The organism is Sphingomonas sp. BK580 (assembly GCF_014194975.1).
In the GTDB taxonomy this organism is placed as follows: Bacteria; Pseudomonadota; Alphaproteobacteria; order Sphingomonadales; family Sphingomonadaceae; genus Sphingomonas.
In genome coordinates this window covers 469,652-492,875 of record NZ_JACIAY010000002.1, presented here as the reverse complement: position 1 = coordinate 492,875, position 23,224 = coordinate 469,652, and the positions used below count along the sequence as shown (strand labels likewise).

Here is a 23,224-nt window from a genome sequence, read left to right as displayed (position 1 = left end):
CGCGGAACAGAGATGGAACAGCGGGGTTATAAACACGGTAAGGAGATGGTGATGAGCGACGACAACCCCAAGACCCACCCCTTCTCGAACGCGGAGAAGGATCCCGACGACTGGACCACCGGCGACGAGCCGATGACCGGCGCGCAGGCGAGCTATCTCAAGACGCTCAGCGAGGAGGCTGGCGAGTCGTTCGACGACACGCTGACCAAGGCCGACGCGTCGAAGAAGATCGACTCGCTGCAGGAGCAGACCGGGCGCGGCAAGGCCGACTGAGCCGATCGCGCGGGCGTCACCCCCCGTTCGAGGGGGCGACGCCCGCCGCGATGAACTGGTCGAGCACCAGCACGCGCCGCACCAGCTCGCGGCGATAGTCGGTGCCCGGCGTGGAGAGCGCCACCGCGCGCAGCCACAGTGCGCGCGCCTGGGCGAGTTGGCCCGCCTTCAAATACGCCATGCCGAGGTAATAAGGCGGCGCCGGATGCTCGGGCGCGAGCCGCGCCGCCTGGCGGAAGGCGAGCAGCGCCGGCGGCGAGAGTCGATCGCCCGCGTCGGCCGCGAGCGTCACGCCCGCCCAGGTCCACAGGATGAAGCTCTTCGGAAGCTTCGAGAGGCCCCCCACCACCACCCGCGCGGCGGCGCGACTGTTGCCGCTGCGGGTCATGGCGTCGGCGGCGACGAGATAGGCGGTGTCGGCGGTGTAGCGGCCGAGCAGGCTGTCGCGCAGCGCGATCTCGTCGGGGTCGATCGGCGCGGTCTCGGTGCGCGGCGACGCCGGCCGCGCGCCGAGCAGCGGCGAGCCCTGCCAGGCATAGCCGGCGCCGCCCAGGCACAGGGCCGCGGCGAGCAGCGTCCACAGCGCCCGCTCCGCGCGCAGCAGCGCCAAGGCACCGAAAGCGCCGGCGCCGAGCAGCAGCAGCGCGACGAAGCCCATCACTGCTTCTCCAGCGTGCGGGTCTCGTGCATCTTCCCCGCCATCTGCGGCGGCATGTATCTCTCGTCGTGCTTGGCGAGCAGGTTGGTCGCGCTGAACGAGCCGTCGGGGTTGAAATGCCCCTCGGCGACCACGCCGGAGCCCTCGCGGAACAGGTCGGGCGCGATGCCGCTGAAGCGCACCGGCGTCGTCGCCTGCCCGTCGGTCACCGTGAAGGCGATCGACACGCCGTCGCCCGCGCGTCGGATGGAGCCGCGCTCGACCATGCCGCCGAGCCGCACCGCGCGGTCCGGCGCGGGCAGGGCGCCGCGCACGTCGCTCGGCGCGTAGAAGAAAGCGGCCTGCCCGCGCAGCCCCGACAGGGCCAGCAGCGCGGCCGCGGCGAGCGCGACGAGGCCGAGCACCACCAGCGTCATCCGCTGCGACTTGGGCGTCACTTCTCGTGCTTCCGCATCGCGCGGTAGCTCAGCCAGCCGACCATCGCGCCCGCGCCGAGGACCAGCACATACGCCGCGGTGACGAAGGGCCAGGGGTTCACGCCAGCGCCCTCCGCCGCAGCCGCGCCTCGGCCTTGGCGGCGGCGAGGATCGCGCGCATCCGCATCAGCACGATCGCGCCGAACAGGCAGGAGAAGCCGATCAGCATGATCGGCAGCGGCCACAGCAGCGAGCGGTCGATCGTCGACGAGGTCAGCCCGATGCTCGCCCCCTGGTGCAGCGTGTTCCACCACACCACCGAGTAGCGGATGATCGGCAGCAGCACGGTGCCGGCGATGCCGTAGATCGCGGGCACGCGCCCGTCGCCGCCGCGCTCGCGGTCGGCGTTGGAGAGCGCGATGAAGCCGAGATAGACGAAGAACAGCAGCAGCATCGAGGTCAGCCGCCCGTCCCACTGCCACCACGTCCCCCAGGTCGGGCGCCCCCAGATCGCGCCGGTGACGAGGCACAAAGCGGCGAAGGTCGCTCCCGGTACCGCGGCCGCGCGCGCGGCGACCTCGGCGAGCGGGTGGCGCCACACCAGGAAGGCCGCGCTGGCGATCGCGATCGCGCTCCACCCGCCCATGCCGAGCCACGCCGCCGGCACATGGACGTAGAGGATCCGCACCGTCTCGCCCTGGAGATAGTCGGGCGGCGTCTGGGTCAGCCCGGCCCAGCTGCCGAACGCGACCAGCGCCACCCCCAGCCACCACAGCCAGGGGGTGAGCGGGCGCGCGATCCGCAGGAAGCGGGCGGGGTTGGCGAGGGCGTGAAGCGTCGGCAAGAGGCGGTCAGACGTGTGATTAGGCCAGGTGATGCAGCAGCTTAGCGACTCTCACCCGGCGACGCGAGCGGGTCAGTCGTGCGAGGACGGCGGCGCCGCGGGCGGCACGGTGCTGGGCGCGCTGACCTGCGCGGTGGTGACCGGCGGGCCCTTCGCGATCACGCCGGCGAGCTCGGTCGCCTGCGTGCACTGGCCCTGGCACAAGCTGCGCACGCGCGCGAGATTCTGCTTGGCGCGCTCCACCGCGCCTTTCGCGACCATCGCCTCGCCCTGCCCCGCCAGCGCGGCGATATCGTTGGGCTCGAGCAGCAGCGCCTCGCGATACAGCCGGATCGCCTTGCCCGGAAGCTGACGCGCCTCGGCCACCTGGGCGAGCGCGATGAAGGCCTGGCGGTTGCGCGGATCGACCGTCACGGCGCTCTCGAACAGGTCGGTGGCGCCGTCGAGGTTGCCCGCGGCGCGCGCCGCCTTGCCCTGCTGGAGCAGCGCCAGGCTGCGCGGATCGATCTGGTCGTCCGGGCGCTGGCCGTGCAGCGAGGTCGAGATCGACACCAGCGCCAGCGCCGCCGCAGTGGCGACCGAGGTGAAACGCATGAACGGCTCCAGCTTCGACACGATCGCCGTCGCCTAGCATGGTGCCCGCAGCCGCGCGACGAAAAAACCGTCGGTGCCGTCGTGCGCTGGGGTGAGACGGACGCCGGGACCGCGCGTGCGCCCGAACGGCAGCGCGAGCGGCTCGGCGGCCCACCCGCGATGGTCGGCGAGGAAACGCTCGACCTGGTCGGCGCCCTCGGCGTCGAGCAGCGAGCAGGTGACGAAGACCAGCGCGCCGCCGGGACGCACCGCCGACGCCCCGAGGGCGAGCACGTGGCGCTGCATCGTCGCGTAGCGCTCGAGCCGCTCGGGGGTGAGCCGCCAGCGCGCCTCGGGGTTGCGCCGCCACGTGCCGCTGCCCGAGCAGGGCGCGTCGACGAAGACGACGTCGGCGCTGACGTCGGCGAGCGCGGCGGCCTCGCGGCCCCCGTCGAGCAGGCGAGTCTCGATGATCGTCACCCCGGCGCGTTCGGCACGCGGCGCGAGCCGGGCGAGCCGAGCGCGGTCGACGTCGCTGGCGATGATCCGCCCCTCGTCCGCCATCGCGGCGGCGAGCGCGAGACTCTTGCCTCCGGCTCCGGCGCAGAGGTCGAGCACCGTCATCCCCGGCGCGGCACCGGCGGCGAGCGTCACCGCCTGGCTGCCGGCGTCCTGCGGCTCGACCAACCCGGCGAGCGGCGCGAGGTCCGTGCCCGCGGGTAGCCGCAGCGCGTCCGGGAGGCCGGCGATCGGTGAGGCGCCGTCGATCACGGGCGCCTCTCCGCGCCGCCGATTGACGCGAACGTCGAGTGGCGCGCGCTGCACCAGCGCGGCCTGCTCGTCGTCGCCGAGCCCCGATGCCATCAACCGCTCCGCGAGCCAGCGCGGCAGCACCCCGGGCGCCGCCGCGGGCTCGTCGCCGATCGGCGCAGGGCCGTGCGCCGAGCCGTCGAAGGTGGCGGCGAGCGCCGCGTCCTGGCGGGCGAGCGCGACCAGCGCCGCTCGCCCGCTCGCCGGCCGCTCGCCGAGCGCGCGGATCGCGGCATAGACCAGCTCACGCACCGCGCGGCGGTCCTTCGATCCGGCGTAGCGCCGCGCGGCGAAATAGCGCGCGATCAGCGTGTCCGCCGCGGCCCCGCCCTGTTCCGCGGCGATGACGATCGAGTCGAGCAGCTCGATCGCCGCCTGGGTGCGCGCCGCGGGAGTCACTCAGCGGGTCGGGTAGTTGGGCGCCTCGCGCGTGATCGTGACGTCGTGGACATGGCTCTCCTTGAGCCCCGCGCCGGTGATCTGGACGAAGCGCGCGCGCTGCTGCAGGTCGCGGATCGTCGCCGAGCCGGTATAGCCCATCGCCGCCTTGATGCCGCCGACCAGCTGGTGGATCACGTCGCGCGCCGGGCCCTTGTACGGCACCTGCCCCTCGATTCCCTCGGGGACGAGCTTGAGCTGGTCGCGCACCTCGCCCTGGAAATAGCGGTCGGCCGACCCGCGCCCCATCGCGCCCACGCTTCCCATCCCGCGATAGGACTTGTACGCACGCCCTTGATAAAGGAAGGTTTCTCCCGGCGCCTCCTCGGTGCCGGCGAGCAGCGAGCCGACCATGCAGGTCGACGCGCCGGCGGCGAGCGCCTTGGCGAGATCGCCCGAGGTGCGCAGTCCGCCGTCGGCGATCACGGGCACGCCCGCGACGGCGCCGGCCTCGGCGCAGTCCATCACCGCGGTGAGCTGGGGCACGCCGACGCCGGCGACGACTCGCGTGGTGCAGATCGAGCCCGGGCCGATGCCGACCTTGATGCCGTCCGCGCCGGCGTCGATCAGCGCGCGCGTCGCCTCGGCGGTGGCGACGTTGCCGGCGACGACCTGGACCGCGTTGGAGAGCTTCTTCACCCGCTCGACCGCGCGCGCGACGTCGCGGTTGTGGCCGTGCGCGGTGTCGATGACGATGAGGTCGCACTCGGCGTCGACCAACGCCTCGGTGCGCGCGAAGCCCTTGTCGCCGACGGTGGTGGCGGCGGCGACGCGCAGGCGACCGGCGGCGTCCTTGGTCGCCTCCGGGTACATCACCGCTTTCTCGATGTCCTTCACGGTGATCAGCCCGACGCAGCGATAGGCGTCGTCGACCACCAGCAATTTCTCGATGCGGCGCTGGTGGAGCAGCCGGCGCGCCTCTTCCTTCGCGACGCCGGTCGAGACGGTGACGAGGTTCTCGCGCGTCATCAGCTCGGCGACGGGCTGGTTGGGGTTCTCGGCGAACCGCACGTCGCGGTTGGTGAGGATGCCGACCAGCTTGCCGTCGCGCTCCACCACCGGGATCCCGCTGATCCGGTTGGCCTTCATCAGGGCCTGCGCCTGCGCCAGCGTCGCCTCGGGCGCGATCGTGATCGGGTTGACCACCATGCCGCTCTCGAAGCGCTTGACCTGGCGCACCGCGGCGACCTGCTCGTCGACGGTGAGGTTGCGGTGGAGCACGCCCATGCCGCCCAGCTGCGCCATCACGATCGCCATGTCGGCCTCGGTGACGGTGTCCATCGCCGAGGACAGGATCGGGATGTTGAGCGCGATGTCGCGCGTCAGCTTCGTGCGCGTGTCCGCCTCGCCGGGGAGCACCGCGGACTCGGCGGGCGTCAGCAGCACGTCGTCGAAGGTGAGGCCGAGGCGGATGTCCATGGGGCGCCGAATCCTTGGGAGCGAGGAGTGGCGCGCCATGTAACCGCGTTCCCCGCATCTCGCTAGGCCCCCCGCCCCGCACCGGCTATGATGGCGGCGTGAACCTGGTTCGATCGAGGGGGAGAGAGACGGTGACGGTGACGCTGGCCTTGTTGTTCCTGGCGCTGGTCGTCTTCTACCTGCTGACGAGCATCAAGATCGTCCGCCAGGGCTACCAATACACGATCGAGCATTTCGGCCGCTACACCGGCACCGCCGCGCCCGGCTTCAACTTCTACCCCGCCTTCTTCTACCGCGTCGGCCGGCGCGTCAACATGATGGAGCAGGTGATCGACATCCCCGGGCAGGAGATCATCACCAAGGACAATGCGATCGTCTCGACCGACGGCGTCGTCTTCTTCCAGGTGCTCGACGCCGCCAAGGCCGCCTATGAGGTGTCCGACCTCTATGTCGCGCTGCTCCAGCTGACGACCACCAACCTGCGCACCGTGATGGGGTCGATGGACCTCGACGAGACGCTGTCGAAGCGCGACGAGATCAACGCGCGGCTGCTCTCGGTGGTGGATCACGCCACCGTGCCCTGGGGCGTCAAGATCACCCGCGTCGAGATCAAGGACATCCGCCCGCCCGCCGACATCGTCGCCGCGATGGGCCGCCAGATGAAGGCCGAGCGGGAGAAGCGCGCCAACATCCTCGACGCCGAGGGATCGCGCGCCTCTGAGATCCTCCGCGCCGAGGGGCAGAAGCAGGCGCGCATCCTGGAGGCCGAGGGCCGCCGCGAGTCGGCCTACCGCGACGCCGAGGCGCGCGAGCGGGCGGCGGAGGCCGAGGCCAAGGCGACGCAGGTGGTGTCGGACGCGATCGCCTCGGGCGGGACGCAGGCGATCAACTATTTCGTCGCGCAGAAATATGTCGAGGCGGTCGGAAAGTTCGCGACCAGTCCGAACGCGAAGACCATCCTCTTCCCGGTCGAGGCGACCCAGCTGATCGGCACCCTGGGCGGGATCGGCGAGCTGACCAAGAGCGTGCTCGCGCCCAAGGACTCGCCCGAGCCGCCGCTCGACCTGCCGCGCTCCGCACTCGACCCGCGGTGACGGGCTGGGACTGGCCGGGCGACCCCGGCGCGGCGTGGCTCGCCGCGGCGCTGGTGCTCGGCATCGCGGAGCTGGCGGTGCCGGGCGTGTTCCTCGTCTTCCTCGCGCTCGCGGCGGCGGTGACCGCGGCGATCAGCTACGCGCTCGCGCCGCTGCCGCTCGCGGCGCAGCTCGTCTGCTTCGCGCTCTGGAGCGGGGTCGCGGTCGTGGTCGGGCGGCGTTGGTACCGCGACTATCCCGTGGGCGGCGGTGACGAGCGGCTCAACGACCGGGGCGCGCGACTGGTCGGCGAGGTGACCCGGCTGGAGCGCGCGATCGTCGATGGCCACGGTCGCGTCGCGGTGGGCGATGGCAGCTGGCCCGCGAGCGGTCCCGACCTGCCAGCGGGCACGCGGGTGCGGATCGTCACCGTGCGCGACGGCGTGGTCATCGTGGAGGAAGCGTGAGCGCTTCGGCGCGAGCGCACCTTATGCCGCGCCCGCTCCCCGCGCCGCGGAGGAGCAAGCAGTGACGTCGGCGTCTTCCTGGACCCGCTTCAGCATCCGGGACGCTGCTGGACCAGCGGCGGGAGGCGCCCGCGGTCCCGTGGGCGCTGCGACGAGTTCAGGATCACGCCAGAGAAAGCCGTCGCGCACTGACGCGAAGGCCGGGCCGCTCACTCGCGGCCCGCACCGCACCTCAGTGCGGCAGCCCGTAGCGAGTCACCAACGCCTCGAAGGTCTCGTCGGTCAGCGGCGAGAGGAACTGGCAGCCCGCCACCAGATCGTCCGCCCAGACCACGATCGCGGCGACCACGCCGAGCCCGGGGATCGTCAACCAGATCGACTCGTCGCGGGCCATGGCAGAGAAGGTCAGCAGCCGGCAGCCGTGCAGCGACAGGTCCATGACCTTGCACAGGGTGCGCGCCATGCCGCTCTGCTCGACCGGCGCCTGGACGGCGACGGGGGCGCGGCGTCCGCGACGGACGGGGCGCTCGGCAGGGGCATATTCGGCAGCGAACATGGCGGCGATGCTACGCCGCCATGCCTAACAACAGGTTTACTTACGCAGCGTGAGACCGCCGCCGAAGCGCTTGTTGAAGCGGGCGACCTGACCACCCTGGTCGAGCATCTGACCCTTGCCGCCGGTCCAGGCCGGATGCGCGAGCGGATCGATCTCGAGCGTCATCACGTCGCCTTCCTTGCCCCAGGTGGAGCGAGTCTCGTACACGGTGCCGTCGGTCATCTGCACCTTGATCATGTGGTAGTCGGGGTGGGTGTCTTTCTTCACGGTCACGCTCCTGTGCGGCTGGTTCCGACCAGCCTGGTATAGCAAGCCGCGCGCCCTACAGCGCGCGCGCAACAAAGTCAAAGCGCGGCAAGGCGGGCGACCGCACGATCCAGCGCGATCGACCCGCCACCATGCTCCGGCCGGAGCAGGAGCCCGAAGCCGCGAGCATCGTCCCCCACCGCCCTGCGCTCCGGCGTTCGCTGGGTCGCGGTCCGGATGGGAGGGATCGGCCGCTAGGCCGCCGGCGGGTCGGCGATCATCGCGGTGAAATTGGCCTCCGCGGCGACCGCGCCGTCGATCTTCGCCACGCCGGCGAACTTGCACACCGCGCTGCGCTTCTGGACGAACTCGACCTCGAGCGACAGCAGCACGCCCGGCTCCACCGGCTTGCGGAACTTGGCGCCCTCGATCGCCATGAAATAGACCAGCTTGCCCGAACCGGCGAGGCCGAGGCTCTCGACCGCGAGTACGCCCGCGGCCTGCGCCAGCGCCTCCACGATCAGCACGCCCGGCATGATCGGACGACCGGGGAAGTGCCCCTGGAAGAAGCCCTCGTTGATCGATACCGCCTTGGTGGCGCGGATCGAGCGGTCGCGCACCAGCGTCTCGACCCGATCCACCAGCAGCATCGGATAGCGATGCGGCAGCAGCGCCATCACTCGGGTGACGTCGAGCGGGCCGATCGGCCCGCCCGACTCACTGCCCGCCCCGCCGGGCGACTGACCGAGCGGGGCGTCGCTCATCGGCCGGTCGGCGCGCGGTTGTTGGTCGCGGGAGCGGCGGCGGCCGGCGCGGCAGCGGCACCGCCGTCCTGCTGCCCCGGCTGCCAGTTGGCCGGCGGCGTGATGCCGACGGTCGGCACGGTACGGTCGAGCTCGGCGGTGATCGCCGAGGTGATGTCCGCGGTCGGGTTGGCGAACAGCGCCGCGTTGGGGCGCAGCAGCAGGCTGACGTTCTTGGCGCGCGCCGCGGCGCTCACCGCGTCCTGCAGCTTGGCCGAGATCTGCTCGATCGCGTACGACTGCGCGCGCGAGGCGGGCGCGGTGAGGCGCTGCAGCTCGGCGTTGGCGGTCTGCTCGCGGGTCTGGATCGCCTGCGCCTGGGTACGCAGCGAGGCCTCGGTCGCGCCGGGGGCGGCGGCGGCCTTCTGATAGGCGGCGACGAGCGGCTGCAGCTCGGTCTGGATCGCCTGGCGGCGCGTGTTCGCCTGATCGAGCTGCGCCTTATACTGGGTCTGGATCTGGGTACGCGCGGTCGCCCAGGCCTTGGAGTTGGCGACCGCGGCCTCGGGATCGGCGACGGCGACGCCGCCGACCTGCGCGGTCGCGGCCGGGGCGGTCAGGGCCGCCGGCGCGACGAGCGCGGCGGCGAGCAGGAGGTGCTTGAAGGTAGTCATCAGAACTGAGTCCCTACGTTGAAGGTGATGAGCTTCTTGTCGTCGCCGGGCTGGGTCACCAGCGCCTTGGCGAGATCGATGCGGAGCGGTCCGAACGGCGAGTTCCAGTTGACGCCGATACCCACCGAGAGACGCGGACGCGCCGAATCGCCGAGGAACGTCTCCTGGAACGGTTGCGACGCGATCTGCGCCGTATTGGGCACCACGCCGTTGCACGCGCCGTTGGCGCCGGGGATGCCGGCGGCGCAGGTGGTGGAGACGCTGAGACCATCGGCATTGGTGTAATAATAGAGCGGAATCTTGTCGGTGCCGTTCGTGTACACTGGCAGCGGCAACACCACGGTGTTGCCGTTCGCGTCGGTCGTGGTCGGGAACACCGCGGTCGGCAACGGGCGGGTGATGTTGAAGAGGCTGCCGACCTGAGCGTAGATCGACGGGCGCAGGCCGAGCTCGCGGGCGCCCGAGCCGAGCGGGATCTCGATCTCGAACCGGCCGAGATAATAAGCCGTGCCGCCGAGCGCATCGTCGATCACCTGATCGCGGTCGGTGACGAGCACCTGTGCGCCGTTCGCGTCGGTGGTGTAATATTGACGCTTCACCCGCGGGCCGACGCCGCGGATGTCGAAACCGCGGAACTGCGGCTCGCCGAGGTAGAAGCGGTCGGTGATGCGCACCCGGTCGACGCCCTCGCCGCGCGACTTCTCGAGCGAGCGGATATAGCCGCCCTCGCCCACGATCGAGGCGATGAACCCGCCCCCGATGTTCCAGAACTTCGACCCCTCGACGCGGCTGCGGATATAACGCACCGAGCCGCCCAGTCCGGCGAAATCCTGGCTGAAGACGAAGCGCTGGCCCGCCGTCGGGCGCAGGCGGCTGTTGAGGCTGTCGTAGATCAGCGAGTAGCCGACCATCGAGGTCAGGCGGTTGCCCAGCGCCTCGCAGAGGTAGCGCCCGGCCTTGAGCGGGTCGCACGCGCCGTTGGTGAAGAAGGAGTTCTCGTCGAGCCCCACCTTGTCGTAGGAGAAGGTGTAGCGGCCGGCGAGCTGCCAATATTCGGTCAGCGGCACGCCGGTGCGGATCTGGAAGCCGGTGGAGACCTGACTGTAGGTGGTGCGGCGATCGGTGCCGTAGAAGTTGAACGAGTTGTAGTCGCGGCGGAACAGGTCGACGCCCAGCGCGATATTCTTGTCGAACACGTAGGGCTCGGTGAAGCCAAGCTCGATCGACTTGGAATAGCTGGAATAGTTCACGCCGGCGCGGAGCGTCTGCCCCTTGCCGCGGAAATTGTTCTGCGTGATGTTGGCCTGGATGATGAAGCGTTCCAGGCTCGAGAAGCCCGCCGAGAGCTGGAGCTCGCCCGTCGATTTTTCCTCGACGTTGGCCTCGAGCACGACCCGGTCGGCAGCGCTGCCGGGCGTCTGCTTGATCTCGAACTTGTCCTGGAAATAGCCCAGGCTGTTGATGCGATCCTGTGACCGCTTGACCTGGAAGCTGTTGAAGGCGTCGCCCTCGGCGAGGCGGACCTCGCGGCGCACCACCTTGTCCTGCGTCTGGGTGTTGCCCGTGATGTCGATCCGCTCGACGTAGGTGCGCTGCGCCTGGCCGATGTGGAAGTTGATCGACATCGTGTGCGCTTCGGAGTCGCGCTGGAAGTCGGGCTGCACCTCGGTGAAGGCATAGCCGAACAGACCGGCGGTCTCGCTGAGATGCTCGACCGTGTCCTCGACCAGTTTGGCGTTGTACCAATCGCCCTTCTTGATGCCGAGCGTGGTCGCCATCTTCTTGCCGTCGAAGTCGCGGATGTCGCTGTCGACCGTGACGTCGCCGAACTTGTAGCGCTCGCCTTCCTCCACCACGTAGGTGATGATGAAGTCCTTGCGGTCGGGCGTCAGCTCCGCCACCGCCGAGGTGACGCGGAAGTCGGCGTAACCCTCGGTCAGGTAGAACTGTCGCAGCTTCTGCTGGTCATAGGCGAGCCGGTCCTGGTCGTAGGACGTACCCGAGGAGAGGACGCGGAAGAAGCGCGCCTCCTTGGTGGCCATCTGCGCGCGCAGCTTGCCGTCGTCGAACACCTTGTTGCCGATGATGTTGATCTGGCGGACCTTGGACTTCGGCCCCTCGCTCACCTCGAAGATCACGTCGACGCGGTTCTGGTCGAGGCTGACCATCTTGGGCTGCACCGTCGCGGCGAAGCGGCCCTGGCGGCGGTACAGCTCGATGATCCGCGCGACGTCGGCGCGCACCGCCGAGCGGGTGAAGATCTGGCGCGGCTTGAGCCGGACCTCCTTGCCGATCTTATCCTCCTTGAGGCGCTTGTTGCCCTCGAAGATGACTCGGTTGATGATCGGGTTCTCGCGCACGCGGATCACGATGTTGCCGGTCGCGGCGCCGTCGATCGTCACGTCGGCGAACAGGTCGCTGGCGTAGAGATCCTTGATGGCCTGATCGAGCGTCTCGTTGGTATAGGGCTGGCCCTGGCGCAGCTTGGTGTAGCTCAGCGCGGTCTCGGGCTCGATCCGCTGCGTCCCCTCGACGCGCAACGTGGTGATCGTGCGCGCCGCCTGCGGCGCCGTGGTGGCGGCGGACGGCTGCGCCGGGGTCGCCGGGGTCGCGGCGGCGGCGGGGCGGGTCTGCGCCGCGGCGGCGAGCGGCACGCCGGCCAGCATCGTGCAGCCCAGCAAGGTCGCCGAGGCACGCGCCCGCGAAGTTGAAACGTTCAGCACCGTCACCTAAATCCCACCCGAGAGTAACCGCCGCGCGTGCGGGCCGCGCCGCCCTGCCCCACCTTGCTCACCCGATCAAGCCGGCCAGCTGCTGCCACAGCCCGCGGTTGCTGAGGTCGTTGAAGGTCACCAGCAGCATCAGCGCCAGCACCGCCGCCAACCCGCCGCGGAACGCCCATTCCACCAGCTGCGGCGGCGCCGGTTTCCGCCGCACCGCCTCGATCGCGTAGAAGAGCAGGTGACCGCCATCGAGCATCGGCACTGGCAAAAGATTGATGAACCCGAGATTGATCGACACGAGCGCGATCAGGAAGACGAACTCGTCGGGCCCCAGCGTGAGCTGCTCGCCCGAGGCCTTGGCGATCGAGAGCGGCCCGCCCAGCTCCTTGACCGAGCGCCGCCCGGTGACGATCTGGCCGATCGTCTCGACCATCATGCCGACGATCTGCCCGGTGCGTCGCACCGCAACGACCGGTGCCTCGAACACGCCGACTTCGGTGATGACCGGCGTGGTCGGCGCGATGCCGAGCAGGCCGACGCGGTATTCGTTGCCGAAACGGTCGCGCTGCAGCTGCGTACCGATGGTCGCGTCCACCGCGGCGGCGCGGTCGGCGCGGACATAGTCGACGCGGACGCGCTCGCCGGCGCGGATCTTCACGTAGCGGACCATGTCCTCGAACGTGTCCATCTCGCGCCCGCCGAGCGCGGTGACCCGGTCACCCGCGCGCAGGCCGGCGGCCGCGGCGGCGGTGCCGGGCAGCGCCTCGCCCACCACCGCGGGCGTACGCGCGTCGCCGTACGCCAGCGCGAAGCCGGCGAGGATCAGCACCGCCAGCGCGAAATTGACGATCGGCCCGGCGGCGACGACGATCGCGCGCTGCCACACCGGCTTGGCCTGGAAGGTGCGCGCGCGCTCCTCGGCGGGCAGCGCGAGCCACTCGGGCCCGGGCTGGCTCGCCGGGTTCATGTCGCCGGCGAAGCGGACGTACCCGCCGAGCGGCAGCCACGCGAGCTTCCACCGGGTGCCGCGGCGATCGGTCCAGCCGGCGATCTCGCGCCCGAAGCCGATCGAGAAGGCCTCGGCATGCACGCCGAACCAGCGGCCGGCGAGATAATGGCCCATCTCGTGGACGAAGACGAGCGGGCCGATCACCAGGACGAAGGCCAGAGCGGTGATCAATACGCCAGGGGTCTGGATCAAGCGACGCAATCCTTCACGCGCTCGCCGGCTCTCCTTCGCGCTTCCGCGTCGATCGCGAGCACCGCGTCGAGCGTCTCCGGCGCGGCCGGGTCGTAGCGTTGTAGCGTATCGTCCACGATTGCGGCGATTTCAAGAAAGCCGATCGCCCCGGCCAGGAAAGCGGCCACTGCCACCTCGTTCGCCGCGTTGAGGATCGCCGGCCGCGCCCCGCCCGCCTCGGCGGCATCGCGCGCCAGCGTCAGCGCGTGGAACCGCAGCGCGTCGGGCGCCTCGAAATCCAGCCGGCCCAGCTTGACCAGGTCGAGCGGCGCCATCGGCGTCGCCATCCGCTCGGGCCAGGCGAGGCAGTGCGCGATCGGCACGCGCATGTCGCTCGGGCCGAGCTGCGCCAGCATCGAGCCGTCCACGTAGTCGACCATGGAGTGGATCACCGACTGGCGGTGGATCACGATCTCGATCCGTTCGGGCGGCACCGGGAACAGCCGCGCCGCCTCGATCAGCTCCAGCCCCTTGTTCATCATCGTCGCGCTGTCGACGGAGATCTTGGCGCCCATCGACCAGTTCGGGTGCGCCACCGCCTGCGCCGGCGTCACCGCCGCCATCTGCTCGAGCGTCCAGTCGCGGAACGGTCCGCCGCTCGCGGTCAGGATGATCCGGCGGACGCTCTCGGGCCGGGTCGGGTCGAGGCACTGGAACACCGCATTATGCTCGCTGTCGGCGGGCAGCAGCGTGGCGCCGTGCGTCGCCGCGGCGGCGGTGATGATGTCGCCGGCGGAGACCAAGGGCTCCTTGTTGGCCAGCACCACCGTGCCGCCGCGCTCGATCGCCGCCAGCGTCGGCCGCAGCCCGGCGCAGCCGACGATCGCGCCCATCGTCCAGTCCGCGCCCGAGGCGGCGGCATCGCACACCGCCTGCGCCCCGCCGGCGACCGCCGTAGCGGTGTCGGCGAGCGCGTCGCGCAGCGCGGGCAGGCACGCCTCGTCCGCCACCACCGCCAGCTCGGCACCGGTGCGGCGCGCCGCCGCGGCGAGCCGTTCGACGTCGCAGTTGGCGGTCAGCGCGAGAACGCGGAAACGGTCGGGCTCGCGCTCGACGAGGTCCAGCGTCGAGGTCCCGACCGAGCCGGTCGCCCCCAGGATCGAGACGGTCCTCACCCGAACGCGCCGAGCGCGACGACCAGCAACGCCGCGACCGGCGCCACCGGCACCAGCCCGTCGAGCCGGTCGAGCACGCCGCCGTGGCCCGGCAGGATGTTGCCCGAGTCCTTCACGCCGGCGCGGCGCTTGAGCCAGCTCTCGTAGAGGTCGCCCGTCTGCGCCAGCACCGCGAGCAGCGGCGAGGCGAGCGCCAGCACCAGCGGCAGCCCGGCGGCCGCGTGCAGCAGCGCGCCGAGCAGCGTCGCCGCGGCGGCGCCGCCGATCAGGCCGGCCCAGGTCTTGTTGGGGCTGAGCCGCGGTGCCAGCTTGGGCCCGCCGATCGAGCGGCCGGCGAAGAACGCGCCGATATCGCAGGCCCACACAAGCGACATCGCCCAGAAGGTCTCGAGCAGTCCCTCGCCCTGCCGCCGCAGCACGACCAGCGCCAGCACGGGCAGCGCGCAATAGACCACGCCGAGCGCGAGCTGCGGCAGCCGCGTCACGATCGCGACGAAGAAGGCCGCCCCCGCGATCAGCCCGAGCGTGAAGAAGGGCCGCGGCTCGATGATCAGCCACGCCGGCGCCATCGTCGCCAGCGGCACGCTCAGCGCGAACTGCGCCAGCCGCTTGGTCTTGGCGGGCACCTTCTCCAGGTCGGCCCATTCCGCCATCATGAACAGCGAGATCACCACCGCGAGCAGCCAGAAGGCGATGTCGCCCAGCACCAGCGCGACACTCGCCACCGCGATCATCGCGACACTGGCGATCATCCGCAGCCGCAGGTTGGACGGGGTACGCAGCTTGGCGTCGGGGGTCGGCTCGGTCATGCCGTGACGGTCACAGCCCGCCGTAGCGGCGCTGGCGCTTGCCGAACGAGTCGAGCGCGGCGGCGAGCGCGGCGGCGTCGAAGTCGGGCCACAGCGTGTCGACGAACAGCAGCTCGGCATAGGCCGCCTGCCACAGCAGGAAATTGGACAGGCGCTGCTCGCCCGACGTGCGGATCAGCAGGTCGAGCGGCGGCAGGTCGCGCGTCTCCAGCTCGGCCTCGATCGCGGCGGCGTCGATCGTCTCGGGCACGAGCCCGTCGCGCGCGGCGCGCTCGGCGAGGCGGCGAGCGGCGGCGACCAGCTCGGCCTGTGCGCCGTAGTTGAGCGCGATCGCGAGGATCGGCCCGGTGTTGGCGGCGGTGCGCGCCAGCGCGTCGTCGACCAGCTCGACCACGTCGGCGGGAAAACGGCGATAGTCGCCGAGCACGCGCAGCCGCACGTTCTCGCGCACCAGCTCGGCCAGGTCGTTGCGGATGAAGAACTTCAGCAGCTTCATCAGCGCGCCGACCTCGTCCTCCGGGCGACGCCAGTTCTCCGAGGAGAAAGCGTAGAGGGTCAGCGCCTCCAGGCCCATCGCGCGCGCCGCGCGGGTGACCGAGCGCACGGCCTCGACCCCCGCGCGATGCCCGGCGGCGCGCGGCAGGTGGCGCTGCGCGGCCCAGCGACCGTTGCCGTCCATGATGATGGCGACGTGGCGCGGCAGCGCCGCCGGCGCCTCGCGCGGCATCGCGGCGGTCGCCATCACCCCTCCCCCCCAGGCGCGAGCGACGTCACTTGTTGAGGATTTCCTTCTCCTTGGCGGCCGAGACCGAGTCGATGTCGGCGATCGTCGCGTCGGTCAGCTTCTGCACCTCGGTCTCGAGCCGCTTGCGCTCGTCCTCGGAGATCACGCCCTTCTTCTCGTCGGTCTTGAGCGCGTCCATGCCGTCGCGCCGGACGTTGCGCACCGCGATCTTGGCCTTCTCCGAATATTGCCCCGCGAGCTTGGCGAGCTCCTTGCGACGCTCCTCGGTGAGGTCGGGGATCGGCAGGCGGAGCGTCTGGCCGTCGTTGATCGGGTTGAGCCCGAGCCCGGCGGAACGGATCGCCTTCTCGACCGGGCCGACGTTGGTCTTGTCCCACACCTGCACCGACAGCATGCGCGATTCCGGCACCGACACGGTCGCCACCTGGTTGAGCGGCATGTGCGCGCCATACACCTCGACCGTCACCGGGTCGAGCAGCGAGGTCGAGGCACGGCCGGTGCGCAACCCGCCGAGATCCCCCTTGAGCGACTCCACCGCGCCGTGCATCCGGCGCTCGAGGTCGGCCTTGTCATACGCGGGCATCGGTCGTCTCCACTTCCTTCTGCACCACCGTCGAGACGCCCTCACCGCGCAGCACGGCGGCGAAATTGCCGTGCTCGCGGATGTTGAACACGACGATGGGAATGTTCGAGTCCCGGCACAGCGCCACCGCGCTGGCGTCCATCACCTTGAGGTTCTTGGCCAGCACCATGTCGTAGCTGACCGTCTCGTAGCGGGTCGCCTGCGGGTCCTTCTTCGGGTCGGCGTCGTAGACGCCGTCGACCGAGGTGCCCTTGAACAGCGCGTCGCAGTTGAGCTCGGCGGCGCGCAGCGCGGCGCCCGAGTCGGTCGTGAAGAAGGGCGAGCCGACTCCGGCGGCGAAGATCACGACGCGCCCCTTCTCGAGGTGGCGCTCGGCGCGGCGACGGATGAACGGCTCGCACACCGACTGCATCGGGATGGCCGACTGGACGCGCGTGTCGACGCCGATCTGCTCGAGCGCGTTCTGCACCGCGAGCGCGTTCATGACCGTGGCGAGCATCCCCATGTAATCGGCGGTGCCGCGCTCGAAGCCCTTGGCCGCGGCGGCGAGCCCGCGGAAGATATTGCCACCGCCGACGACGATGCACAGCTCATAGCCCTGCGCCTTCACGTCCGCGATCTCCTCCGCGACGCGCGCGGTGACCGCCGGATCGATCGCGAGACCGCCCTCGCCCATCAGCACTTCGCCGGAAAGTTTCAGCAGGATGCGTTTGTAGCGGGGCTGGGTCATCGGGTCTCGTGATATAGGGGAGCGGAGCGGCGCGGACCCTAGGCGGCGGGTCGGCGGCTGGCAATGGGTTGACACAGTCGGGGAGACGAGTGGGAGAGGCCGTCGCGCCCCCAAGATTCTCCCCGCTCACGCGGAGGGGGACCATGCGCAGCATGGTGGAGGAGGGCTATCCGCGAAGGCCGCGCTGCGTGGAGAGCCCCCTCCACCACCCGGCTGCGCCGGCCGGTCCCCCTCCGCGTGAGCGGGAAGAGTTCGCCCAAAACGCCAACCGCCGCCCCGGCACGTGGGCCGGGGCGGCGGCGCATTGTCCTAACCGGACGGTCCGGCGTCAGACCGGCTGCGGCACGCCCGAGGCGGCGGCGACTTCCGCGGCGAAGTCGGAGACCTCCTTCTCGATGCCCTCGCCGAGCTGGAAGCGGACATAGTCCACCAGCTTGATCTCGGCGCCGGCGTCCTTGCCCGCCTTGGCGACGACGTCGCTGATCTTGGTCTTGCCGTCCATCACGAACAGCTGGCTGACCAGCGCATGCTCCTTGCGGTACTTGGCGATCGAGCCCTCGACCATCTTGGCGATGATGTCGGCCGGCTTGCCCGACTCACCCGCCTTCTCGGCCGCGATCGCGCGCTCGCGCTCGATCTCGGCCTCGTCGAGGTCCTCCTCGTTGAGCGCCTTGGGGAAGGCCGCCGCGATGTGCATCGCCAGCTGCTTGCCGAGGCCCTGCAGCACCTCGTCCGACGCCGCGCTCTCGAGCGCGACGAGCACGCCGATCTTGCCCAGGCCCGGCGCCTGCTGGTTGTGGACATAGGCCACGACCGCGCCCTGGCTCACCGACAGCGAGCGCGCGCGGCGGATCGACTGGTTCTCGCCGATCGTCGCGATGTTGTTGGTCAGCGCCTCGGCGACGGTGGTGCCCGACGGCATCTGCGCCGCCTTGATCGCCTCGACGTCGCCGCCGCTGGCGAGCGCGATCTGGGTGACCTCGCGGACGAAGTTCTGGAACTGCTCGTTCTTGGCCACGAAGTCGGTCTCCGAGTTGACCTCGACCGCGGCGCCCTTGGTGCCGCTCACCGCGACGCCGACCAGGCCCTCGGCCGCGGTACGGCTCGACTTCTTCTGCGCGGCCGCGAGGCCCTTGGTGCGCAGCCAGTCCAGCGCGGCGTCCATGTCGCCCGAGGTCTCGCTGAGCGCCTTCTTGCAGTCCATCATGCCCGCGCCGCTCTTCTCGCGCAGGTCCTTGACCATCGCTGCCGTGATATCGGCCATCGTCTTGTCCTCAGCTGTTTTTGCATCGACGCGCGACGATCGGTGAATCGCCGCGCGCCGAGGGGAAATGAGGGAGGCCGCGGCTTAGGCAGCCTCCGTGACAATCGTGCGTCCGCGCGAGGGCTGCCCGCGCGGACACCCGGGTCAGGCGGCGGCGGGCTCGGCCGCGGGCGTCTCGACCGTGAGCGCCTCCTCGGCGGGCGGCTCGCTCATCGCGCCCAGGTCGACGCCACGGCCGGCCTGCTGCTGCTGGCTGCCGCGCGTCGCCGCGATCGCGATCGCCTCGCAGTACAGGCGGATGGCGCGCGCCGCGTCGTCGTTGGCGGGCACCGGGAAGGCGATGCCGTCGGGCGACACGTTCGAGTCGAGGATCGCGACGACCGGGATGCCGAGCGTGTTAGCCTCCTTGATCGCGAGCTCCTCCTTGTTGGCGTCGATCACGAACATCACGTCCGGGATGCCGCCCATGTCGCGGATGCCGCCGAGCGACAGCTCGAGCTTGTCGCGCTCGCGGGTGAGCTGCAGCACCTCCTTCTTGGTGAGGCCGGCGGTGTTGCCCGACAGCTGCTCCTCGAGCGCCTTGAGGCGCTTGATCGAGTTGCTGATCGTCTTCCAGTTGGTCAGCATGCCGCCGAGCCAGCGGTGGTTGACGAAATGCTGGCCGGCGCGGCGCGCCGCCTCGGCGACCGGCTCCTGCGCCTGGCGCTTGGTGCCGACGAACAGCACCTTGCCGCCCGAGGCGACCGAGGAGCTGACGAAGTCGAGCGCGCGCGCGAACAGCGGCACGGTCTGCGACAGGTCGATGATGTGGACGCCGTTGCGCTCGCCGAAGATGTAGGGCTTCATCTTCGGGTTCCAGCGGTGCGTCTGGTGGCCGAAGTGAGCGCCGGTCTCGATGAGCTGCTGCATCGTGACGACAGGTGCCGCCATAGTCTGTGTTCCTTCCGGTTAAGCCTCTGGGGAGCGAGTGACGCGGCCTCGAAGGCAGCGCACCGGTGGCTGATGCTCCCCATGCGGGGTTGAGGGGCGCGCCCTAGCCGATCCTTCCCGTCGCCGCAACCCCGGAACAAAGGCTTGACAGCTGCGAACATAGATGGAACAAGACGTAGGAACACAGAGTGAACAGCGACGACACACCACCGTCGTTTCGGTACCGGTTCGGACCAGTACCGATCTGACGCTGATCCCGGAACCCTCTGGAGTCGGAGAGGTTCTACTGGCCAGGTCGCGGAACGGGAGTCGAACGATGATGAATGTGATGACCTTCGCGATCTTCGCCGGCGCGCTCTCGACCGCGAGCTACGCGCTGCACGCGACGCTGGCACCCAATCTCGAGAAGATCCTCGGCGCGCTGCGCGGCGAGATGGCGCCGGCGCGAGCAGCCCCGCTCGCCGCGCTGGTGCGCGCCGAGCGCCGCATCGCGGTCAGGCGCTGGGCGGGTGCGGCGGCGCCGGCAGTGGCGCCGCTCCGCCAGCGCGGAGCCGCCTGACCCGCGCGTAGCTGGCGACGCTGAACGGCATGGCGAGCAGATAGGCGATGCCCGCCGCCGCCGCGGTCTGCCACGGCGCGCTCACCGCGGCGGCACCCACCGCCACCACGACCGCGATTGCCTCGAAGCGGATGTTCGGGCGCAGCCGCAGCGACGTCCAGGAGAAGGTCGCGAGGCTGGATACCATCAGCAGTGCGATCAGCACGGTCCATGGGGCGACCAGCCGCGGATCGCGCAGCAGCGGCGCGTCGGTGACGAACCACAGGAACAGCGGCAGCATCGCCAGCCCCGCGCCCGCGGGCGCGGGCACGCCGGTAAGGAAGCCGGCGGACTTGTGCGGTTGGTCGTCGGCGTCGATGTTGGCGTTGAAGCGCGCCAGTCGCAGCGCGCAGAACACCGCCAGCACCAGCGCCGCCATCCAACCGAACCTCGGCAACGCGTGGAGCGACCATAGGTACAGGATCAGCGCGGGCGACACGCCGAAGGAGATCGCGTCCGAGAGCGAGTCGAGCTCGGCACCGAAGCGGCTCTCGCCGTGGAGCATGCGCGCGACGCGCCCGTCGAGCCCGTCGAGCACGCCCGCGAGCAGCACCATCGTCACCGCCAGCTCCCAGTGGCCGGAGATCGCGAACCGGATCCCCGACAGGCCGGAGCAGAGCGCCAGCGCGGTGACCGCGTTCGGCGCGACCGCCCGCAACGGTAGTCCGCCGGGCGGGCGACGCAGCGGGCGGCGGACGGGGCGGCGCATGATTATTGCGCGACGCCGCTGACGCGCTCGGCGCCGAAGCGCGCCAGCACCGTCTCGCCCGCGATCGCGCGCTGGCCGAGCGCCACCTGCGGCGCGTAGCCCTCCGGCAGGTAGACATCGACGCGGCTGCCGAAGCGGATCAGGCCGACGCGCTGCCCGGCGGCGACGATGTCGCCGATCTTGGCGAAGCCGACGATGCGGCGTGCCACGAGGCCCGCGATCTGGGTGAAACCGACGCGGCGCCCGTCGAAGCCCTCGACCACGAAATGCTGGCGCTCATTCTCCTCCGACGCCTTGTCGAGGTCGGCGTTGAGGAACTTGCCCGAGATGTACACGACCTGGCGGATCGTCCCCGCGATCGGCGAGCGGTTGATGTGGACGTCGAACACCGACATGAACACCGACACGCGCACCATCGGCATCTCGCCGAGGTCGCCGATCAGCTCGCGCGGCACGGGGACTCGCTCGATCATCGTGATCAGCCCGTCGGCCGGGGAGACGATCAGGTCGTCACCGATCGGGGTGGTGCGCACGGGATCGCGGAAGAAGGCGGCGACCCAGAGGGTGAGGCCGAGGAACGGCCAGAAGAACACCTTGGACACGATCGTCATCAGCAGCGTGATGCCGAAGGCGATCGCGGTGAACTTCTGTCCCTCGGGGTGGACGGCGGGAAAGCGCCACTTCACGGTCGTGGTGACGACCGGCGGCTTGTCGAGCGAAGTCATCGCTTCGTCCTATCGACCGGCGCGCGCGGTGACAACGCGCTTGCTGGCCGGCGTCACCGTCACAGGTTAGTCGTCCGGCACCAGCGGTAGTGCGCGCCGGCGCGCAGGTCGGTGTAGCTGGTGCGGCTGTCGACGCGGATCTTGAGCCGCTCGGCGGCGCGGTACTGGCGTGGGCCGCCATATTGCACGCAGCTCTGCCGAAGCGTGTAGCGCTGACCGATGCGGGCGAGAACGCGCGCGTGACACTGGCCGGCCTTGCTCGAGCCGATCCCGTCGCCCTGATAGTCACGCAGCGCCACGTTGGGGGCGCCGCGGCACGGCGTGCCGCTCTCGACATAATAGCCGCGCGTGAGCGGCAGCGTATCGGCGAGCGCCGGCGCCGGCAGCAGCGCGAGGACAGCGGGGTAGCGGATCGTTCGCATCGCGACACGAACGGCGGCGCGGGCGAAAGGGTCCCGCGCGCCGCGGCCGGCCCCTCCTGCCTCCTGGCTCGGGCGACATCCTCGCCCTCCCCGGCGAGAGGCCATCGGCGACCTCTCTCCCCGCCGCCGGTTGATCCCCCGCGCCCTTGCCCCTATCGACCGCGGCAACGCTTCTCAGCAAGGACACCGGCATGGCCAAGATCAAGGTGAAGACGCCCGTCGTGGAGATCGACGGCGACGAGATGACTCGCATCATCTGGGAGTGGATCCGCGAGCGCCTGATCAAGCCGTACCTCGACATCGACCTCGACTATTACGACCTTGGCATCGAGCATCGCGACGCCACCGACGACGCCGTCACGGTGGAGAGCGCCAAGGCGATCCAGAAGTATGGCGTCGGCGTGAAGTGCGCCACCATCACCCCCGACGAGGCGCGCGTCGAGGAGTTCGGCCTCAAGAAGATGTGGCGGTCGCCCAACGGCACGATCCGCAACATCCTCGGCGGCGTGGTCTTCCGCGAGCCGATCGTGATGAAGAACGTGCCCCGCCTGATCCCGGGCTGGACCCACCCGATCGTGGTCGGCCGTCACGCCTTCGGCGACCAGTACAAGGCGACCGACTTCAAGGTGCCCGGCAAGGGCAAGCTGACGATGAAGTGGGAAGGCGAGAACGGCGAGACGATCGAGCACGAGGTGTTCGACTTCCCCTCGGCCGGCGTCGCCATGGGCATGTACAACCTCGACGAGTCGATCCGCGACTTCGCGCGCGCCTCGCTCAACTACGGCCTCGGCCGCAACTGGCCGGTGTACCTCTCGACCAAGAACACCATCCTCAAGGCCTATGACGGCCGCTTCAAGGACATCTTCGCCGAGGTGTACGAGAGCGAGTTCGTCGACCAGTTCAAGGCCGCGGGCATCGTCTACGAGCACCGCCTGATCGACGACATGGTCGCCAGCGCGCTCAAGTGGAACGGCGAGTTCGTCTGGGCCTGCAAGAACTACGACGGCGACGTCCAGTCCGACCAGGTCGCGCAGGGCTTCGGCTCGCTCGGGCTGATGACCTCGGTGCTGATGACTCCCGACGGCAAGACGATCGAGGCCGAGGCGGCGCATGGCACCGTCACGCGCCACTATCGCCAGCATCAGCAGGGCAAGGCGACCTCGACCAACCCGATCGCCTCGATCTTCGCCTGGACCGGCGGGCTCAAGTATCGCGGCAAGTTCGACGGCACGCCCGACGTCACCCGCTTCGCCGAGACGCTGGAGCAGGTCTGCGTCGAGACGGTGGAGAGCGGCGACATGACCAAGGACCTCGCGATCCTGATCGGCCCGGACCAGAAGTGGATGACCACCGAGCAGTTCTTCGAGGCGGTGCGCGTCAACCTCGAGAAGAAGATGGCCAGCTGGGCCTGATCTGCGTGGGGGCGGTCGAGCGTCGCCCC

The 23,224-nt window shown here is 70.3% G+C and carries 27 protein-coding genes; 5 read left to right on the top strand and 22 right to left on the bottom strand.

The window, feature by feature from the left end; all coding sequences use genetic code 11:
• The first annotated feature begins 51 nt into the window (after positions 1-51).
• Complete coding sequence (locus FHY05_RS05625) at positions 52-273, top strand: DUF3072 domain-containing protein (RefSeq protein WP_183943397.1); 222 nt, start codon at positions 52-54, stop codon at positions 271-273.
• Positions 274-289: 16 nt separating this feature from the next.
• Here the strand turns inward: FHY05_RS05625 and FHY05_RS05620 are convergent, their stop codons facing one another.
• From FHY05_RS05620 to guaB, 6 genes are all read right to left on the bottom strand, one after another.
• Entirely contained in the window at positions 290-931 is a 642-nt protein-coding gene (locus FHY05_RS05620) for a hypothetical protein (RefSeq protein ID WP_183943396.1), read from the bottom strand.
• Positions 931-1,368, bottom strand: coding sequence for a cytochrome c maturation protein CcmE (ccmE, locus tag FHY05_RS05615; RefSeq protein WP_183943395.1), 438 nt, complete (start codon positions 1,366-1,368; stop codon positions 931-933). The genes FHY05_RS05620 and ccmE overlap by 1 nt, the downstream gene beginning before the upstream one ends.
• Positions 1,369-1,465: 97 nt before the next feature.
• The gene (gene ccmC / locus FHY05_RS05610; protein ID WP_183943394.1) at positions 1,466-2,191 is read right to left on the bottom strand and encodes a heme ABC transporter permease CcmC; all 726 of its coding nucleotides are present in this window, start codon (positions 2,189-2,191) and stop codon (positions 1,466-1,468) included.
• A gap of 72 nt (positions 2,192-2,263) precedes the next feature.
• Positions 2,264-2,785, bottom strand: coding sequence for a M48 family metallopeptidase (locus FHY05_RS05605; protein WP_183943393.1), 522 nt, complete (start codon positions 2,783-2,785; stop codon positions 2,264-2,266).
• Positions 2,786-2,818: 33 nt separating this feature from the next.
• Entirely contained in the window at positions 2,819-3,973 is a 1,155-nt protein-coding gene (locus tag FHY05_RS05600) for an RsmB/NOP family class I SAM-dependent RNA methyltransferase (RefSeq protein WP_183943392.1), read from the bottom strand.
• A complete protein-coding gene (gene guaB, locus FHY05_RS05595; RefSeq protein WP_183943391.1) occupies positions 3,974-5,431 on the bottom strand; it encodes an IMP dehydrogenase in 1,458 nt (485 codons plus the stop codon).
• Positions 5,432-5,562: 131 nt separating this feature from the next.
• Here guaB and FHY05_RS05590 point away from each other — a divergent pair, with 131 nt between their 5' ends.
• Positions 5,563-6,525, top strand: a complete 963-nt coding sequence (locus tag FHY05_RS05590; RefSeq protein ID WP_183943390.1) for an SPFH domain-containing protein — start codon at positions 5,563-5,565, stop codon at positions 6,523-6,525.
• On the top strand, positions 6,522-6,971 hold the full coding sequence (locus FHY05_RS05585; protein WP_183943389.1) for an NfeD family protein: 450 nt from the start codon (positions 6,522-6,524) through the stop codon (positions 6,969-6,971). Before FHY05_RS05590 ends, FHY05_RS05585 begins: the two co-directional genes overlap by 4 nt.
• 232 nt (positions 6,972-7,203) lie before the next feature.
• On the opposite strand, the gene FHY05_RS05580 is transcribed toward FHY05_RS05585, so the two are convergent.
• The 13 genes from FHY05_RS05580 to rpsB all read right to left on the bottom strand — a co-directional run bounded on the left by FHY05_RS05580 (position 7,204) and on the right by rpsB (position 19,329).
• Positions 7,204-7,527 (bottom strand): PilZ domain-containing protein, encoded by a 324-nt coding sequence (locus FHY05_RS05580; protein ID WP_183943388.1) that lies wholly within the window; start codon positions 7,525-7,527, stop codon positions 7,204-7,206.
• A 36-nt stretch (positions 7,528-7,563) separates the two neighbouring features.
• Positions 7,564-7,794, bottom strand: coding sequence for a 50S ribosomal protein L31 (gene rpmE, locus FHY05_RS05575; protein ID WP_183943387.1), 231 nt, complete (start codon positions 7,792-7,794; stop codon positions 7,564-7,566).
• A 233-nt stretch (positions 7,795-8,027) separates the two neighbouring features.
• Positions 8,028-8,537 (bottom strand): 3-hydroxyacyl-ACP dehydratase FabZ, encoded by a 510-nt coding sequence (fabZ, locus tag FHY05_RS05570; protein ID WP_183943386.1) that lies wholly within the window; start codon positions 8,535-8,537, stop codon positions 8,028-8,030.
• Complete coding sequence (locus FHY05_RS05565; protein ID WP_183943385.1) at positions 8,534-9,190, bottom strand: OmpH family outer membrane protein; 657 nt, start codon at positions 9,188-9,190, stop codon at positions 8,534-8,536. Before FHY05_RS05565 ends, fabZ begins: the two co-directional genes overlap by 4 nt.
• Positions 9,190-11,856 (bottom strand): outer membrane protein assembly factor BamA, encoded by a 2,667-nt coding sequence (gene bamA, locus FHY05_RS05560; RefSeq protein WP_183943565.1) that lies wholly within the window; start codon positions 11,854-11,856, stop codon positions 9,190-9,192. Before bamA ends, FHY05_RS05565 begins: the two co-directional genes overlap by 1 nt.
• 124 nt (positions 11,857-11,980) lie before the next feature.
• On the bottom strand, positions 11,981-13,114 hold the full coding sequence (locus FHY05_RS05555) for an RIP metalloprotease (RefSeq protein WP_183943384.1): 1,134 nt from the start codon (positions 13,112-13,114) through the stop codon (positions 11,981-11,983).
• The gene (locus FHY05_RS05550) at positions 13,111-14,268 is read right to left on the bottom strand and encodes a 1-deoxy-D-xylulose-5-phosphate reductoisomerase (protein WP_183943383.1); all 1,158 of its coding nucleotides are present in this window, start codon (positions 14,266-14,268) and stop codon (positions 13,111-13,113) included. Before FHY05_RS05550 ends, FHY05_RS05555 begins: the two co-directional genes overlap by 4 nt.
• Positions 14,265-15,077, bottom strand: coding sequence for a phosphatidate cytidylyltransferase (locus FHY05_RS05545; protein ID WP_183943382.1), 813 nt, complete (start codon positions 15,075-15,077; stop codon positions 14,265-14,267). The genes FHY05_RS05550 and FHY05_RS05545 overlap by 4 nt, the downstream gene beginning before the upstream one ends.
• A gap of 10 nt (positions 15,078-15,087) precedes the next feature.
• Complete coding sequence (locus tag FHY05_RS05540) at positions 15,088-15,819, bottom strand: isoprenyl transferase (protein WP_183943381.1); 732 nt, start codon at positions 15,817-15,819, stop codon at positions 15,088-15,090.
• Between the two features lie 28 nt (positions 15,820-15,847).
• Positions 15,848-16,405 (bottom strand): ribosome recycling factor, encoded by a 558-nt coding sequence (gene frr / locus FHY05_RS05535; RefSeq protein WP_183920028.1) that lies wholly within the window; start codon positions 16,403-16,405, stop codon positions 15,848-15,850.
• The gene (pyrH, locus tag FHY05_RS05530) at positions 16,392-17,135 is read right to left on the bottom strand and encodes a UMP kinase (protein WP_132907758.1); all 744 of its coding nucleotides are present in this window, start codon (positions 17,133-17,135) and stop codon (positions 16,392-16,394) included. The genes frr and pyrH overlap by 14 nt, the downstream gene beginning before the upstream one ends.
• A 328-nt stretch (positions 17,136-17,463) precedes the next feature.
• A complete protein-coding gene (tsf, locus tag FHY05_RS05525) occupies positions 17,464-18,399 on the bottom strand; it encodes a translation elongation factor Ts (protein ID WP_183920024.1) in 936 nt (311 codons plus the stop codon).
• 144 nt (positions 18,400-18,543) lie between these two features.
• Positions 18,544-19,329, bottom strand: a complete 786-nt coding sequence (rpsB, locus tag FHY05_RS05520) for a 30S ribosomal protein S2 (protein ID WP_183943380.1) — start codon at positions 19,327-19,329, stop codon at positions 18,544-18,546.
• 328 nt (positions 19,330-19,657) lie between these two features.
• Between rpsB and FHY05_RS05515 the strand changes: the two genes are divergently transcribed.
• Positions 19,658-19,888, top strand: coding sequence for a hypothetical protein (locus FHY05_RS05515; RefSeq protein WP_221191011.1), 231 nt, complete (start codon positions 19,658-19,660; stop codon positions 19,886-19,888).
• Here FHY05_RS05515 and FHY05_RS05510 read toward each other — a convergent pair.
• Genes FHY05_RS05510 through FHY05_RS05500 form a run of 3 tightly spaced genes read right to left on the bottom strand, consistent with a single transcriptional unit; the run spans position 19,824 to position 21,783 of the window.
• Positions 19,824-20,636 (bottom strand): phosphatidylcholine/phosphatidylserine synthase, encoded by an 813-nt coding sequence (locus tag FHY05_RS05510; RefSeq protein ID WP_183943379.1) that lies wholly within the window; start codon positions 20,634-20,636, stop codon positions 19,824-19,826. The two genes, FHY05_RS05515 and FHY05_RS05510, sit on opposite strands and share 65 nt — an antisense overlap.
• 2 nt (positions 20,637-20,638) lie before the next feature.
• Positions 20,639-21,361, bottom strand: a complete 723-nt coding sequence (locus FHY05_RS05505) for a phosphatidylserine decarboxylase (RefSeq protein ID WP_183943378.1) — start codon at positions 21,359-21,361, stop codon at positions 20,639-20,641.
• A gap of 59 nt (positions 21,362-21,420) precedes the next feature.
• A complete protein-coding gene (locus tag FHY05_RS05500; protein ID WP_183943377.1) occupies positions 21,421-21,783 on the bottom strand; it encodes a hypothetical protein in 363 nt (120 codons plus the stop codon).
• 191 nt (positions 21,784-21,974) lie between these two features.
• Here FHY05_RS05500 and FHY05_RS05495 point away from each other — a divergent pair, with 191 nt between their 5' ends.
• The gene (locus FHY05_RS05495; protein WP_183943376.1) at positions 21,975-23,195 is read left to right on the top strand and encodes an NADP-dependent isocitrate dehydrogenase; all 1,221 of its coding nucleotides are present in this window, start codon (positions 21,975-21,977) and stop codon (positions 23,193-23,195) included.
• Positions 23,196-23,224 lie beyond the last annotated feature (29 nt).

Bases quoted from the DNA above. Each gene is read 5' to 3' on its own strand.
- FHY05_RS05580 (WP_183943388.1), bottom strand. From the start codon at position 7,527: ATGTTCGCTGCCGAATATGCCCCTGCCGAGCGCCCCGTCCGTCGCGGA.
- frr (WP_183920028.1), bottom strand. From the start codon at position 16,405: ATGCCCGCGTATGACAAGGCCGACCTCGAGCGCCGGATGCACGGCGCG.
- FHY05_RS05510 (WP_183943379.1), bottom strand. From the start codon at position 20,636: ATGCGCCGCCCCGTCCGCCGCCCGCTGCGTCGCCCGCCCGGCGGACTA.
- rpsB (WP_183943380.1), bottom strand. From the start codon at position 19,329: ATGGCGGCACCTGTCGTCACGATGCAGCAGCTCATCGAGACCGGCGCT.
- FHY05_RS05620 (WP_183943396.1), bottom strand. From the start codon at position 931: ATGGGCTTCGTCGCGCTGCTGCTGCTCGGCGCCGGCGCTTTCGGTGCC.
- FHY05_RS05545 (WP_183943382.1), bottom strand. From the start codon at position 15,077: ATGACCGAGCCGACCCCCGACGCCAAGCTGCGTACCCCGTCCAACCTG.
- tsf (WP_183920024.1), bottom strand. From the start codon at position 18,399: ATGGCCGATATCACGGCAGCGATGGTCAAGGACCTGCGCGAGAAGAGC.
- FHY05_RS05625 (WP_183943397.1), top strand. From the start codon at position 52: ATGAGCGACGACAACCCCAAGACCCACCCCTTCTCGAACGCGGAGAAG.
- bamA (WP_183943565.1), bottom strand. From the start codon at position 11,856: ATGCTGGCCGGCGTGCCGCTCGCCGCCGCGGCGCAGACCCGCCCCGCC.
- fabZ (WP_183943386.1), bottom strand. From the start codon at position 8,537: ATGAGCGACGCCCCGCTCGGTCAGTCGCCCGGCGGGGCGGGCAGTGAG.
- FHY05_RS05500 (WP_183943377.1), bottom strand. From the start codon at position 21,783: ATGCGAACGATCCGCTACCCCGCTGTCCTCGCGCTGCTGCCGGCGCCG.
- FHY05_RS05605 (WP_183943393.1), bottom strand. From the start codon at position 2,785: ATGCGTTTCACCTCGGTCGCCACTGCGGCGGCGCTGGCGCTGGTGTCG.
- pyrH (WP_132907758.1), bottom strand. From the start codon at position 17,135: ATGACCCAGCCCCGCTACAAACGCATCCTGCTGAAACTTTCCGGCGAA.
- FHY05_RS05505 (WP_183943378.1), bottom strand. From the start codon at position 21,361: ATGACTTCGCTCGACAAGCCGCCGGTCGTCACCACGACCGTGAAGTGG.
- FHY05_RS05565 (WP_183943385.1), bottom strand. From the start codon at position 9,190: ATGACTACCTTCAAGCACCTCCTGCTCGCCGCCGCGCTCGTCGCGCCG.
- FHY05_RS05495 (WP_183943376.1), top strand. From the start codon at position 21,975: ATGGCCAAGATCAAGGTGAAGACGCCCGTCGTGGAGATCGACGGCGAC.
- guaB (WP_183943391.1), bottom strand. From the start codon at position 5,431: ATGGACATCCGCCTCGGCCTCACCTTCGACGACGTGCTGCTGACGCCC.
- FHY05_RS05515 (WP_221191011.1), top strand. From the start codon at position 19,658: ATGACCTTCGCGATCTTCGCCGGCGCGCTCTCGACCGCGAGCTACGCG.
- FHY05_RS05540 (WP_183943381.1), bottom strand. From the start codon at position 15,819: ATGGCGACCGCCGCGATGCCGCGCGAGGCGCCGGCGGCGCTGCCGCGC.